The sequence below is a fragment of the Phenylobacterium sp. FG114 genome (assembly GCF_057809855.1).
Genome location: NZ_JBMDKU010000003.1, coordinates 26,537 through 40,890, shown reverse-complemented (window position 1 = coordinate 40,890; position 14,354 = coordinate 26,537). Strand labels below are relative to the sequence as shown.

12 protein-coding genes are annotated in these 14,354 nt (G+C 69.2%); 9 read left to right on the top strand and 3 right to left on the bottom strand.

The features are described from left to right. Positions 1-38: 38 nt before the first annotated feature. On the top strand, positions 39-1,058 hold the full coding sequence (locus tag ACODSY_RS05555) for a zinc-dependent alcohol dehydrogenase family protein (protein WP_488950669.1): 1,020 nt from the start codon (positions 39-41) through the stop codon (positions 1,056-1,058). A gap of 107 nt (positions 1,059-1,165) precedes the next feature. On the opposite strand, the gene cysN is transcribed toward ACODSY_RS05555, so the two are convergent. Continuing rightward, positions 1,166-3,070: a sulfate adenylyltransferase subunit CysN gene (cysN, locus tag ACODSY_RS05550; protein WP_488950668.1), complete on the bottom strand. Its 1,905-nt coding sequence runs from the start codon at positions 3,068-3,070 to the stop codon at positions 1,166-1,168. Beyond that, positions 3,070-4,023 carry a sulfate adenylyltransferase subunit CysD gene (gene cysD / locus ACODSY_RS05545; protein WP_488950667.1) on the bottom strand — a complete coding sequence of 318 codons (954 nt, stop codon included), beginning with the start codon at positions 4,021-4,023 and terminating at the stop codon, positions 3,070-3,072. The genes cysN and cysD overlap by 1 nt, the downstream gene beginning before the upstream one ends. Positions 4,024-4,311: 288 nt before the next feature. Between cysD and ACODSY_RS05540 the strand changes: the two genes are divergently transcribed. Next, positions 4,312-5,628: a spinster family MFS transporter gene (locus ACODSY_RS05540; protein ID WP_488950666.1), complete on the top strand. Its 1,317-nt coding sequence runs from the start codon at positions 4,312-4,314 to the stop codon at positions 5,626-5,628. Here ACODSY_RS05540 and galE read toward each other — a convergent pair. Beyond that, positions 5,625-6,656 (bottom strand): UDP-glucose 4-epimerase GalE, encoded by a 1,032-nt coding sequence (galE, locus tag ACODSY_RS05535; RefSeq protein ID WP_488950665.1) that lies wholly within the window; start codon positions 6,654-6,656, stop codon positions 5,625-5,627. The genes ACODSY_RS05540 and galE overlap by 4 nt on opposite strands. A 160-nt stretch (positions 6,657-6,816) precedes the next feature. Here galE and ACODSY_RS05530 point away from each other — a divergent pair, with 160 nt between their 5' ends. The 7 genes from ACODSY_RS05530 (at position 6,817) to rfbA (ending at position 14,328) form a co-directional block, all read left to right on the top strand. Next, the gene (locus ACODSY_RS05530) at positions 6,817-8,346 is read left to right on the top strand and encodes an AlkA N-terminal domain-containing protein (RefSeq protein WP_488950664.1); all 1,530 of its coding nucleotides are present in this window, start codon (positions 6,817-6,819) and stop codon (positions 8,344-8,346) included. Continuing rightward, complete coding sequence (locus tag ACODSY_RS05525; RefSeq protein ID WP_488950663.1) at positions 8,327-8,860, top strand: methylated-DNA--[protein]-cysteine S-methyltransferase; 534 nt, start codon at positions 8,327-8,329, stop codon at positions 8,858-8,860. The genes ACODSY_RS05530 and ACODSY_RS05525 overlap by 20 nt, the downstream gene beginning before the upstream one ends. Positions 8,861-8,986: 126 nt before the next feature. Then, entirely contained in the window at positions 8,987-9,217 is a 231-nt protein-coding gene (locus ACODSY_RS05520; RefSeq protein ID WP_488950662.1) for a hypothetical protein, read from the top strand. A 146-nt stretch (positions 9,218-9,363) separates the two neighbouring features. Next, positions 9,364-11,880, top strand: coding sequence for a coiled-coil domain-containing protein (locus tag ACODSY_RS05515; RefSeq protein WP_488950661.1), 2,517 nt, complete (start codon positions 9,364-9,366; stop codon positions 11,878-11,880). Between the two features lie 37 nt (positions 11,881-11,917). Further along, positions 11,918-12,325: a DUF4112 domain-containing protein gene (locus ACODSY_RS05510; RefSeq protein WP_488950660.1), complete on the top strand. Its 408-nt coding sequence runs from the start codon at positions 11,918-11,920 to the stop codon at positions 12,323-12,325. An 84-nt stretch (positions 12,326-12,409) separates the two neighbouring features. Continuing rightward, positions 12,410-13,459 carry a dTDP-glucose 4,6-dehydratase gene (gene rfbB, locus ACODSY_RS05505; RefSeq protein WP_488950659.1) on the top strand — a complete coding sequence of 350 codons (1,050 nt, stop codon included), beginning with the start codon at positions 12,410-12,412 and terminating at the stop codon, positions 13,457-13,459. Then, the gene (gene rfbA / locus ACODSY_RS05500; RefSeq protein WP_488950658.1) at positions 13,456-14,328 is read left to right on the top strand and encodes a glucose-1-phosphate thymidylyltransferase RfbA; all 873 of its coding nucleotides are present in this window, start codon (positions 13,456-13,458) and stop codon (positions 14,326-14,328) included. Before rfbB ends, rfbA begins: the two co-directional genes overlap by 4 nt. Positions 14,329-14,354: the final 26 nt, after the last annotated feature.

Genomic DNA, 14,354 nt, shown 5'->3' with positions numbered 1-14,354 from the left:
CCGGGCCTGTCGATGATGCCTCCAATTGGAGGACACCCATGCGCGCGCTGAACGTCACCACCCCCTGGGGCCCCGACGCCATCAAGGTCGTGGACGCACCCGATCCCACCCCCGGCCACGGCCAGGTGCTGGTCCGGATGAAGGCCTGCTCGCTGAACTACCGCGACTTCCTGATGATCCACGGGATGTACGGGCGCGCGGCCGCCAGCGCGACGGACGTGATCACGCCCTTCTCGGACGGGTGCGGCTATGTCGAGGCCATCGGGCCCGGCGTGACCCGCTTCAAGGCCGGCGACCGCGTGTCGACGCTGTTCTTCCAGAACTGGGTGTCTGGCCCGCCGACGCTGGAAAAGCTGATGACCGCGCTGGGCTTCCCGATCCCGGGCGCGGGGGCGGAACTGCAGGTGTTCAGCCAGGACGGCCTGTCGAAGGTCCCGGACTATCTTACCGACCATGAAGTCGCGACACTGCCCTGCGCCGCGCTGACGGCTTGGCGCGGCCTCTTCGTCGATGCGCGGCTGGAGCCCGGCGACACGGTCGTGCTGCAGGGGACGGGTGGGGTTTCGATCTTCGGCCTGCAGTTCGCCAAGGCCGCCGGCTATCGCACCCTGATCACCTCGTCGTCCGACGCGAAGCTCGAGCGCGCCAAGTCGCTCGGGGCCGACCATGTGGTGAACTACAAGGCGACGCCGGAATGGTCGAAGGCCGTGCGCGAGGTGACGGGCGGCAAGGGCGCCGACTTCATCATGGAGGTCGGTGGCGGCGGCACGATCCAGGAGAGCATGAAGGCCATCAAGGTCGGCGGCCACATCGCGATCATCGGCATCGTCGCCGGGGCGGGCGAGCCCTTCAACCCGGCGGCCCTGATCGGCAATTCCGCCAAGCTGCAGGGGCTGTCCGTGGGGTCGCGCGACATGTTCGAGGCCATGTGCCGGGCCATGGACCTGCAGAAGATCAAGCCCGTGGTGGACAAGGTCGTGCCCTGGACCGACGCGAAGTCGGCCATCGCCTCCATGGGCGCGGGCGAGCACTTCGGGAAAATCGTGCTGGAGTTCTGACCTCGGCGTTCGTCATCCCCGGGCTTGACCCGGGGATACAACGAGACTGTCCGGAGAGGCCGCCTGGATGGCCGGGTCAAGCCCGGCCATGACGAGCAGAGCGGCAGCTAGATCCCAGGGTCGAAGCCCGCCTCCAGCCAGCCGAAGATCTTCTCGGCCGCCGCCTCCGCGTCCATCGCCGTGGTGTCGATGCGGATCTCCGGGTTCTCCGGCGCCTCGTAGGGACTGTCGATCCCCGTGAAGTTCTTGAGCTGGCCCGAGCGCGCCTTCGCGTAGAGCCCCTTCACGTCCCGCTTCTCGGCCTCGGCCAGCGGCGTGTCGACGAACACCTCCACGAACTCGCCTTCGCCCAGCAGCTCGCGGGCGAGCTGGCGCTCGGCGCGGAAGGGCGAGATGAAGCTGACCAGGACGATGAGGCCGGCGTCGACCATCAGCTTGGAGACCTCGGCGACCCGGCGGATGTTCTCCACCCGATCCTCGTCTGTGAAGCCCAGGTCGCGGTTCAGTCCGTGGCGGACGTTGTCGCCGTCCAGCAGGTAGGTGTGACGGCCTTCGGCGGCGAGGCGCTTTTCCAGCAGGTTGGCGATGGTCGACTTGCCCGAGCCCGACAGGCCGGTGAACCAGACCACGCGCGCCTTCTGCCCCTTGGCGGCGGCGCGGGCCGCCTTTGAGATGTCGGTGGCCTGCCAGTGGATGTTCTGGCTGCGGCGCAGGGCAAAGTGCAGCATGCCCGCGCCGACCGTGCGGTTCGACAGGCGGTCGATGAGGATGAACCCGCCCAGGTCCTTGTTGTCGGCATAGGCGTCGAAGGCGATGGGCGCCGAGAGCGAGAGGTTGGCAACCCCGATCTCGTTCAGTTCCAGCCGCGTGGCCGCCAGCTTCTCTAGGGCGTTGACGTTGATCTTGTGCTTCGGCTCGGCGACCTGGGCCGAGACCGTGCGCGTGCCCAGCTTCAGCAGGTAGGGCCGGCCCGGGAGCAGGGGTTCGTCGTCGAACCAGACGATGGTGCTCTCGAACTGGTCGGCCACTTCGGGCGGCTGGCCGGCGATCGACAGCACGTCTCCGCGGCTGATGTCGATCTCGTCCTTGAGCGTGATGGTCACCGACTGGCCGGCCACGGCCTCGGGCAGGTCGCCGCGGAAGGTGACGATGCGGTCGACGGTGCTCTCCCGGCCCGAGGGCAGGGCCTTTACCTTGTCGCCGGGCTTGATCACGCCAGAGGCCACGAGGCCGGAGAAGCCGCGGAAGTCCAGGTTGGGGCGGTTGACCCACTGGACGGGCATCCGGAAGGGCTTGGCCTGCAAGTCGTCCTCGATCGGCGCGTCTTCGAGCCAGCGCATCAAGGGCGGGCCCGAATACCAGGGCGTCTTGTCGGACGGCTCGGTGATGTTGTCGCCTTTCAGCGCCGACATCGGGATGGCGGTGAAGGCCTTGATGCCGATCTGGGCCGCGAAGTCGTGGTACTCGGCCAGGATGGTGTCGAACACCTCCTGGCTCCAGCCCACCAGGTCCATCTTGTTGATCGCCAGCACCACGTGGCGGATGCCCAGCAGGCTGACCAGATAGCTGTGGCGGCGCGTCTGGGTCAGGACGCCCTTGCGCGCGTCGATCAGGATGATGGCCGCGTCCGCCGTCGAGGCGCCGGTGACCATGTTGCGTGTGTATTGCTCGTGGCCCGGCGTGTCGGCGACGATGAATTTGCGCTTGTCGGTCGAGAAGAAGCGGTAGGCCACGTCGATGGTGATGCCTTGCTCGCGCTCGGCGGCCAGGCCGTCGACCAGCAGGGCGAAGTCGATGTCGCCGCCCTGGGTGCCCACCCGCTTGCTGTCGGCTTCGAGGGCTGCAAGCTGATCCTCGAAGATCATCTTCGAGTCATAGAGTAGGCGACCGATAAGGGTGGACTTGCCGTCGTCCACGGAGCCGCAGGTGAGGAAGCGCAGCAGCGACTTGTGCTCGTGCTGGTGCAGGTAGGCCTGGATGTCCTCGGCGATGAGGGCGCTCTGGTGGGCCATCAGAAATAGCCCTCCTGCTTCTTCTTCTCCATGGACGCGGCCTGGTCGTGGTCGATCATCCGGCCCTGGCGCTCGCTGGTGGTCGTGAGCAGCATCTCCTGGATGATCTCGGGCAGGGTGGCCGCCGTGCTCTCGACGGCGCCGGTCAGCGGATAGCAGCCCAGCGTGCGGAACCGCACCGACTTCATCATCGGGGTCTCGCCATCGCGCAGCGGCATGCGGTCGTCGTCGACCATGATCAGCGTGCCGTCGCGCTCGACCACCGGCCGCACGTCCGAGAAGTAGAGCGGCACGATCGGGATCTGCTCCAGGTGGATGTATTGCCAGATGTCCAGCTCGGTCCAGTTGGAGATGGGGAAGACGCGGATGCTCTCGCCCGGATTCTTGCGGGCGTTGTACATGCGCCAGAGTTCCGGCCGCTGGTTCTTGGGGTCCCAGCGGTGCTGGGCCGAGCGGAACGAGAAGATGCGCTCCTTGGCGCGGGACTTCTCCTCGTCGCGGCGCGCGCCGCCGAAGGCCGCGTCGAAGCCGTACTTGTCCAGCGCCTGCTTCAGGCCCTCGGTCTTCCAGATGTCGGTGTGCTTGGCGCTGCCATGGTCGAACGGGTTGATGTTTTGGGCGATGGCGTCCGGGTTCTGGTGGACCAGCAACTCGAAGCCCAGCTCCTTGGCCATGCGCTCGCGCATCTCGTACATCGCCCGGAACTTCCAGGTCGTGTCGACGTGCAGAAGCGGGAAGGGCGGCTTGGACGGATAGAAGGCCTTGGCCGCCAGATGCAGCATCACGGCCGAGTCCTTGCCGATCGAGTAGAGCATCACCGGACGCTCGCACTCGGCCACCACCTCACGCATGATGTGGATGCTCTCGGCTTCCAGCCGCTGCAGGTGGGTCAGGGTCTTGGAGGTCAACGTGCCTTCGAGGTTTTCTGGGCGGGTCAGGACGCCGGCGTCCATGGGCGGACCTTACATCAATAGCGAAACGGAACCCGCGCGCGAAGGCGGGCGGGGTGGCCCCGGCCGTTGAGTTAGCTGTGGGGTGGGAGCGAGGCAAGGCGACGACGCCCCAGGAATTCTTGAGGCGGCGACAGCGGAGTTGACGCCAGCCGGCGGCTTGCAGCGCTGAAACGCAATGCCGCTTGGCGCTTTCGGCCCCGTCATGCCACAAGCGGCGGGACGGAAGCGCATACCCGTTTTTCGAGCCGGAACACCGGCCGGGCGGGCAGGGGTCTGGGGGCCATTCGCATGAGCGTGGAAACGGCGGCGTCGCCGCAGAAGTCGGCCCCCGCTTCGGGAAGCTACAGCTACTTCGTCGTCTGGTTCCTGGCGATCGTCTACACCCTGAACTTCCTGGACCGGCAGATCGTCTCGATCCTGGGCAAGGACATCTCGGCCGAGCTGCACCTGACGAAAACCCAGTTCGGCCTGCTGGGCGGCACCTCGTTCGCCCTGCTCTACACGACCTGCGGGATCGGCGTGGCGTATCTGGCCGACCGGGTCAGCCGCAAATGGATCATCGCCCTGGCCTGCGCCATCTGGAGCCTGTTCACCGCGCTGTGCGGCACCGCGCAGAACTTCATGCAGATCCTCCTCTACCGGATGGGCGTGGGCTTCGGGGAAGCCGGCGGATCGCCGCCGTCCTATTCGCTGATCTCCGACTACTTCCCCGCCGAGCGCCGCGGCGTCGGGCTGGCGATCTATTCGCTGGGCGTGCCGATCGGCTCGATGCTGGGCGCGTTCCTGGGCGGCAAGCTGGCGCTGGCCTATGGCTGGCGCACCGCGTTCTTCGTCGTCGGCGCGCCGGGCGTGATCCTGGCGATCCTGATGCTCGTCCTGGTGCGCGAGCCCAAGCGAGGCGGCCTGGACGCCCTGGTGGACGGGGCTACCGAGCACCCGCCGGCGCCGCCGATCATGACCGCGATCGGGGGCTTCTTCGGCAACCGCACCCTGGTCATGACCGCGATTTCCAGCGCGATGTCCGCCTTCGTCGGCTACGCCGGCCTGGTCTGGAACCCGCAGTTCCTCGAAGGCGTGAAGGGCATGGCCGCCTCGGACGTGGCCACCTGGTACGCCCTGGCGCTGGGCGCGACCGGCATCGTGGGCACGATCGTGGCCGGCTGGCTGGTGGACAAGCTGGGCCACAAGGACCGGCGCTGGTTCGCCTGGGTGCCGGCCATCGCGTTCGCGCTGTCGATCCCCTTCTGGTTCGGCATCCTCTGGGCCCCGACCTGGCAGATCGCCATGCTGTTCCTGCTGGGGCCGATGCTGATGAACCAGGCCTACCTCGCGCCCGCCCTGACGGTCGCGCAGAACGCCGTGCCGCCGGCGCAACGCACCATGACCGGCGCGATCCTGCTCTTCGTGCTCAACCTGGTCGGACTGGGCGTGGGTCCGGTCTATGTGGGCTGGGTCGCCGACAAGATGGAGCCGGCGCACGGCGAGCAGGCGCTGGCCTACGGCTACGCCGCGGTGATCCCGTTCGTGATCCTGACGGTGGCGGCTCACATCGCCGCCTCGTTCTCGATCGCCCGCGACAAGCGGCTGGCGGCGGCGCTGGGCTAGGTCTGGCGCGCGGCCCGGCCGCCGACACCGTAGCGGGGCTGGCCCTCCCACCGCAGGGCGTCGCGAACGATCTCGTCCAGGGACGAGCACACAGGCTCCCAGCCCAGGAGCGCCTTGGCCCGGCTGGGATCGGCGACAAGGCTGGGCGGGTCGCCGGCCCGGCGATCGCCGACGGCGTGCGGAACGGCTCGTCCCAAGGCGCGCGCCACGGCGTCGACCACCTCGCGCACGGAATGGCCCTGGCCCGTGCCGATGTTCACCGCCTCGAACGCGCCGGCGGGGAGATCGACCTCGAGCGCGGCCACATGCGCCGCGGCCAAGTCGTTCACATGGATGTAGTCGCGAAGGCAGGTCCCGTCGGGCGTCTCGAAATCCGCGCCGAAGATGGTCAGCGGCCGCCCGTCGCCAAGCGCCGCCGCCATGGCGAGCGGGATCAGGTGTGTCTCCGGTTCATGCGCCTCGCCGATCAGTCCGGAGGGGTCGGCGCCGGCCGCGTTGAAGTAGCGGAGCGCCACCCCCGTCAGCCCATAGGCCTGGCACTGCGCCCGGATCATCCATTCGCAGGCGAGCTTCGTGTCTCCGTAGGGGCTGGACGGCGCTTTCGCCGCGTCCTCGGGGATCGCTTCGAGAGGCGTCCGGCCGGCCTGGCCGTAGACGGCCGCGCTCGACGAGAACACCAGGCGCTTCACGCCATGCTCTCGCATCGAGGTCAGCAGCGCGGTCGTGCCGGCGACGTTCACGTCCCAGAAGATGTCCGGCTGCGAGACGGAACGGCCCACCTCGATCAGGCCGGCGAAGTGAATCACCGCCGAAACGTCGTGGGCGGTGAACGCGCGGGCCAGGGCCTCGGGATCGCGGATGTCGCCCTGCACGAGCTCGCCCCACCTGACGGCCTCGCTGAACCCCGAGCTCAGGTTGTCGAAGATGATCGGCCGGTATCCGCGCTCCCCGAGCGCCTTCGCTGTATGCGCGCCGATATAGCCGGCGCCGCCCGTGACCAGGACGGCGGGAGAAGCTTGATTGGACATGGGCGCAGCGACTCCGGCTCACAATGCTCGTCGAGCCTTAGCAAACTTCGGGCCGTCCGCAGCGGCTCTCCGGCGCGGGCCACCGGATTGCTGTCCGAAAACCGCCAGCGGCCCCTCTTCTGTGTCCGAAAACCGCGAGACTTGATGCCATGTAGCGCCCATGTTCCCGGCCATGGACATGGATTTCGAAGCCTGCCGGCGCGCCTTCCAGACCCGCGATGCGCGGTTCGACGGGCGCATCTTCGGCGCCGTGAAGACGACGGGCATCTACTGCCGGCCGATCTGCCCCGCCCGCACGCCCAAGCCTCAGAACATGACGTTCTACCCGACGGCGGCAGCGGCCCAGGAAGCGGGTTATCGTCCCTGCCTGCGCTGCCGGCCCGAGGCGTCGCCCGACCTCGGGGCCTGGCGCGGAACTTCCAACACCGTCTCCCGAGCCCTGGCCCTGATCGAGGGCGGCGCGATGGACGGCGGCGACGTCGATGCCTTGGCGTCGCGGCTCGGCGTGGGCGAGCGCCAGCTTCGCCGGCTGTTCCGCCAGCACCTGGGCGCCTCGCCCGTGGCGGTGGCCCAGACCCGTCGCGTCCTGTTGGCCAAGCAGCTTATCCAGGAAACCCGCCTGCCCATGAGCGAGGTGGCCCTGGCGTCGGGCTTCGGCAGTGTCCGGCGGTTCAACGAGACCTTCCAGCAGCTGTTCGGTCGCCCCCCGGGCGAACTGCGCCGTTCGAAGCAGGCCGAGACGCCCGCGGCCGACGGCATCATCGTGCGGCTGCCCTACAAGCCGCCCTACGACTGGGACGCGATCATCCGCTTCCTGACCGATCGCGCCATTCCGGGCGTGGAACGGGTTGAGCCCCGGCGCTATGCACGCACGCTCTCTATCGACGGCGTCGCCGGCGTGGTGATCGTCACGCCCCGCAAGGATGGCGCGCTGCAGGCCGAGATCCGCTTCCCGAAGCTGAAGTCGCTGCCGGCGGTGATCGCGCGGGTGCGCCGGGTGTTCGACCTGTCGGCCGACCCGACCCTGATCGGCGCCCACCTCAGCCAGGACCCGGCGCTCGCGCCGCTGGTGGCCGCGCGGCCCGGCCTGCGGGCGCCCGGCGCCTGGGACGGCTTCGAGCTGGCGGTCCGGGCGATCCTCGGCCAGCAGATCACCGTCAGCGCCGCCCGGGGCCTGGCCGCCAAGCTGGTGGCCGCGTACGGCCAGCCGATCGACGATCCGGCCGCCGCCGAACTGGGGCTCACCTGCGTCTTCCCCACGCCCGAGAAGCTAGTGGGCCAGGACATAGCCGCCCTGGGGATGCCCCGGGCCCGCGGCGCGGCGCTGGAGGCTCTGGCCCGCACCGTTGCCGCCGACCCGACGATCTTCACGCCCCGCGCCGATCTGGAGAGCGCCATCGCCGCGCTCAAGGCGCTGCCGGGCGTGGGAGAGTGGACCGCCCAGTACATCGCGCTCCGCGAACTGCGCGAGCCCGACGCCTTCCCGCAGGCCGACATCGGGCTGATGCGGGCCATGGCGGACGAGACGGGCCTTCGGCCTACCGCCGATCAACTCCTCGCCCGGAGCGAGGCCTGGAAGCCGTGGCGGGCCTATGCCGCCCAGCATCTCTGGGCCGCCGACCCGGCTTTCGCCCCCGCCAAGGGCGCCCCATCGAAAAGGACCAAGGACAATGACCGCCAAGCCGCCTGAAACCCTCACCCTGGACCGCACGCCGACGCCGATCGGCACGGCCTTGGTCGTCACCGACGAGGCCGGGGTGCTGCGCGCCTTCAACTGGACCGACTACGAGCCCGCCATGCTGAAGTGGATCGGGCGCAGATATCCCAAGGCGAAGCTGGTCGAAGGGCAGGGGCCGTTGCGCGCCCGGTTCGACGCCTATTTCGCGGGGAAGACCGACGCCTTCGACGACATCGCGTGGGAGGGCGCCGGCACGGCCTTCCAGCGCAAGGTCTGGGAGACGCTGTGCGCCATCCCGGCCGGCGAGACGATCAGCTACGCCGAACTGGCCCGGCGGATCGGTCGCCCCACGGCCGTGCGGGCCGTGGGCCTGGCCAACGGCTCGAACCCCGTGGCGGTGGTCGTGCCCTGTCACCGGGTGATCGGCACGAATGGCTCCCTGACCGGCTACGGCGGCGGGCTTCACCGAAAGCGGTGGCTGCTGGAGCATGAGGGCGCAAGCTTCCGGCCCCAGGCCGCGGCCTGACTGGACGGGCGGCCGGCGCTTGCAGCGGCCGCCCGCAACATTGCGAAAATTTAAGCTCGCATACCCGCTGTATCCGACCCGGCTCTGCCGTATAGCAACGGTAGGCGGAATCGCAGGGGCATTCCCATGTCGACATTGACGGAAATGGTCGCCGCGGTGGTCGTGCATTCGTCCGCTGCCGCCTTCTCGCATTTCGGCGTCACCATCGACACGCCCAAGATCGAGCAGCCTCGCGCGCCCGCCACGGCCGCCGACCAGCGCACCATCGCCCGCTCGCCTCGCCAGGCGCAGCGCGTGGAGAAGGTGATGCGCGCCAACTGCCCGGACGCCCAGCGCGCGCGCATCGTCAAGGCCTGACGCTCCGCGACAATCCGCCGTCCGCGGCTCGAATCAGCTTCCCGCCTGTTTGCGTCCGCCCGCGCCGAGGGTAATCCTGCACGCCTGCCACCCTCGCGGGCCGGCAAGCGTGCGCTGGCCGCGGGAATGGGAAGGAACGGGCGTCGATGAGGTTCTCCAAACGGTCGCGACCGATGGATTTCGGCAGCCGGGACGAGGAGGCTCACGCGGCCGGGGACCTCTACGGCGAGGCGCCTGGGGCGGGCTTCCAGCCGGCCGCGTCGGTGCGCCACGCGCACGCCGTGGACATGGCCGACGACAGCCGAACGCTCGCTCCACGCGCCGAGCCGCACCGCTATGCCGAGCTCGAGACCGACCCGCAGCCGCCCTCCGGCTGGGCGACCTGGCTGATCGCCGTCGCGGTTGCGGTCCTGTGGGCCCTGGCGCCCATCGCCTTCGCAGTCGGTTATCGCAACAAGGTCGCGCCGCTGCAGGACGATCCGTTCGCCCTGATCGTCTTCGCCCTGCTCGCCATCGGACCGGCGATCTTCGTGCTGGGTTGCGCCTACATGATCCGCCAGGCCCAGCGACTGGGCTACGAAACCCGCCGCGCCAAGGCGATGGCCGAGGAGATGATGGCCCCGGCCCTCGTCGCCGCCGCGCGCGCCGGCGACGTCACCCAGGCCGTTCGCGAGGAGATCGGCCGCGCCGCCGCCGCCGCCGAGGAGGCGCGCGAGACCTTGCTCGCCATGCGCGACGCCCTGGCCTTCGAGACCGACAAGCTGACCGGCGCCACGGCGCAGTCCGTGCGGACCGCCCAGGAACTGGCCACCACGCTCGGCCGCGAGCGCGCCGAAATGGCCGGACTGGCGCAGAGCCTCGACAGCCAGGCGACCCGGGTGACCGACGCCGTCGCGCAGCAGGCTCGGATGATCACCGAGGCCGCCGGCGTGGCGGAGACCCAGATCCGCGAAGCCGAAGGCGCGCTGCAGGCGCGGGCCGCCGACCTCGCCGCCGCCGCGGGCGAAGCCAGCGACGCCGCACGCACCGCCGGCGAAGACCTCACCCGCCACATCGCCCGCTTGGAGACCGCTGGACAGGGGGTCGCCGACCAGGTCCGTGCGGTGGAGTCCGGGCTGACCGAGCAGCGCGTCGCGCTGGTGTCGCTGAGCCAGACCCTGAAGGGCGACCACGAGACCTTCGCCGCCAACGCCGAAGCCCACGCCGCCACGCTGGGGACCTTCATCGCCGAGGCGCGCAAGTCGTCCGCCGAGCTGAGCGAGCGGGCCGTTACCGGCGGCGAACAGCTGCGCCGCCTGATGGCGGACGCCACGCTGCAGTTCCGCGACATCGCCGAGACGGCGAAGGCCGAGCGCGAGGAGTTCGGCCAGTCGACCCTGCATTCGCTGGAGGCGGTCTCCGAAGCCGCCGCCGAGCAGCGCGCTCAGCTCGAGGCCCAGACCCGCGCGGCCATCGACGCCCTGGCCAAGGCGGCCGAGGAGACCCGCGCCGCGGCTGCCCGCCATGCGACCACTGCGCGCGAACAGGTGGACCAGCTTTCCGAGGCCGCCTTTGGGGCGGGCCAGAAGGCTAACCAGGTCTTCGAGGCCCGTCTGGAAGAGGCGCGGGCGCTGGTCGACCAGTCGTCGAAGATGGTGGAGGAGGCCGGCGCAGCCACCGCCCGCAAGCTGGAGGAGGGCGCCAGGGCCGCCCGCGCCACACTGGAAGAGCTGGCGGCGATGATGGACGAGCTCGAGCAGCGCGCCGCCAAGCTGCCGGCCGCCGCCGCGGGCCAAGCCGACCGGGTCCGCGCCGCCGTCGCCGACGGCATGGATGAGCTTATGGCCCAGGCCCGCCGCACGGCCGAGGAGGCGCAAGCCATCGACGCCGCCTTCCAGGACCGGGTCCGCCGAAATTTCGAGATGTTGTCCGAGGCGGTTAAGCTGATGGGCGTGGCAGCCGTGGCCTCGCCGGCCCCAGTTGCGGCGGCTCTGACGGCCCCGTCCCCGCCCCCGCCGACCCGCAAAGCAAAGGTTCCTCCGCCGCCGCCGCCGGTCGTGCAGGACGAGGACGAGCCCGAGACCCTGGAGCTGTCGACGCCGGCCGAGCCCCCGGGCGCGGCGCTCGCCGACCGCATCGGCTTGCGCAGCCGCATCCGCCTGACGCCGACCGCCACCGATCGCGAATTCTCGGCGGTTTTCGAGGCGGCCGGCGGCCCCCCGGCGCTCGCCTCGCCGAACAGCGACGGTGAAGAGGGCGACGAGGGCGGCGAAACCTGGACCTGGAAGGACCTGCTCGCCTCGCTAGACGGCGCCGACGGGGAGGGCGAACGCCTGGAGGACGCGCTCGCGGCCGAGTTGGCAAACATGGGCGTTGACGCCGCCAAGCTGCTACCGAGCGCGCGGATCGAGGAGATCGCCGCGGCGTTCCAGACCGGTGACCGGGACGGTGGGCGCGAGGTCGTGCGCAAGCTGGCGCCAGCGGCCACGCGGCGCATCGCCCGGCGCCTGTTCACGGACGACGACGTCAAGCGTCGGACCGAGATCTACGTACGCCGTTACAAGACCCTGATCGACGACGCCATCGAGCGCGATCCGGCGGGTCTGCTGCTGGCCAGCATGCTGGGCGCCGAAGGGGGGAGGGTCTTCCTCCTGCTCGACGCCGCCGCGGGCGACATGATCTAGTCGGAACCCTAGTGCCGCCGGAGGGCGTTCACACGGAATGGATGACCACCGCGACCGTGCGCACAAGGCCTGGCGTAGAGCCGAGCGGATCAAGCAGCTCTCCGACCGCGTGGTCGGCTTCGGCCCCTGGGGGCTGGGCGTAGACGGGGTCCTGGCGTGGGTGCCGGTGGCCGGCACCGCATATTCGGTGGGCGCCGCGGCGCTGCTTTTAAGCGAGGCCATACAGGCGGGGGCCTCGCGCGCAACACTGCTCCGGATGGCCGCCTACCTCGGGCTGGACAGCGTCGCCTCGGGCGTGCCGCTGGTCGGCTGGGCGATCGACACGCTCTTCACGGGACACGCCTTCGCCGCCCGCGCCCTGCAGAAGGACATCGAGCGACGACATGGCCGACCCTTGCAGGAGGGGCCGGCAAAGCTTGATCCCGACTTGGTCACGGGACGTTAGGGTGTGCCGACCGACAATCTAGCGCCTTGAACAGGCCTCCTTTCATAGTAAGGGAAGCCGTCGTTTGCAGCGCCGGGGGCGTATTTGAAGATTGTGATCACTGGCGGAGCGGGCTTCATCGGGTCCGCCGTCGTCCGTCGAGCCATCGCTGACGGCCATCAGGTGGTGAACCTGGACGCTCTGACCTATTCGGCCAACCTCGAGAACGTCGAGGAGGCAGCCAAGAGCGCGAACTACACGTTCGAGCACGTCGACATCTGCGACCGCGCGGCGCTGGAGCGGGTGTTCGAAGCCCACCAGCCCGACGCGGTGATGCACTTGGCCGCCGAGAGCCACAACGACCGGGCGATCGAAGGCCCGCTGGACTTCGTGAAGTCGAACATCATGGGTACGGCGATCCTGCTGGAGGTCGCGCGCGCCTACTGGAACAAGCTCGAAGGCGCCCGCAAGGCCGACTTCCGCTTCCATCATATCTCGACCGACGAGGTGTTCGGGGCGCTGGGCGAGGATGGCGACTTCACCGAGGAGACGCCTTACGACCCCCGCTCGCCGTATTCGGCGTCCAAGGCCTCGTCCGACCACCTGGTCCGCGCCTGGGGCCACACCTACGGCTTCCCGGTGGTCATCACGAACTGCTCGAACAACTATGGCCCCTGCCAGTTTCCGGAAAAGCTGATCCCGACGGTGATCACGCGGGCCCTGGAGGGGAAGTCGATCCCGATCTACGGCGACGGCCGTCAGGTGCGCGACTGGCTGCACGTGGACGACCACGCCGACGCGCTGCTGCTCGTCCTGCAGAGGGGCAAGCTGGGCGAGACGTACTGCATCGGCGGCGACGCCACGAAGCGGAACCTCGAGGTGGTGAAGATCATCTGCGCCCATCTCGACAAGATGGCGCCGGCGAACACCAGCCACGCCGACAAGATCACGTTCGTCACCGACCGGCCCGGGCACGATTTCCGCTACTCGATCGACTCTTCGAAGATCGAACGCGAGCTGGGCTGGAAGGCGCGCATGCCGCTGGACGAGGGCCTGGAGGACACCGTGCGCTGGTACGTCGACAACTATGGTTGGGTGGAGCGCATTCGTGAGCGCGGATTCCATTCCGACCGCCTCGGCCTGGTGAAGGCATGAGGCGCGGGATCGTCCTGGCCGGCGGCGCCGGCACCCGGCTGCACCCGCTGACCATCGCCGTCAGCAAGCAGCTGCTGCCCGTCTACGACAAACCGATGATCTACTATCCGCTGTCCGTGCTGTTCCTGGCCGGCATCCGCGAGATCCTGATCATCACCACCGCCGAGGATCAGGCCGGCTTCAAGCGCCTGCTGGGCGATGGTTCGCGGTTCGGCGTGAAGTTCGAATACGTCGTGCAGCCCACGCCGGGCGGCCTCGCCGAGGCCTATCTGCTGGGCGAGGAATTCGTCGGGGGCGAGCCTTCGACCCTGATCCTCGGCGACAACATCTTCTTCGGGCAGAACTTCGTGCAGATGCTGAAGTCGGCCGACGCCCGTACCGAAGGCGCCACCGTGTTCGGCTATCCGGTGCACGATCCCGAGCGCTACGGCGTGGTGGAGCTGTCGCCCGACAACAAGGCGATCTCCATCGAGGAGAAGCCCGCGAAGCCGAAGTCGAACTACGCGGTCACGGGCCTGTATTTCTACGACGGCCGGGCCAGCGAGATCGCCAAGACGCTCGAGCGCTCCGCGCGAGGCGAGCTGGAGATCACCGCGCTCAACGATGTCTACCTTCAGGAAGGCAAGCTGCACGTCGAACTGCTGGGCCGGGGTTTCGCCTGGGAGGACGCCGGCACGCACGACAGCCTGATCGGGGCGAGCGAGCTAATCCGGGTGTTCGAACAGCGCCAGGGCCTGCGCATCGGCTGCCTCGAGGAGATCGCCTTCGAGAACGGGTGGATCGACCACGACGCGCTCATGAAATCGGCCCAGACCCAGGGCAAGAGCGAGTACGGGCGCTATCTGACCGAACTGGCGTCGCGGCGCTAGCGCCGCTCGGAGGGCCTCGCCCCGCG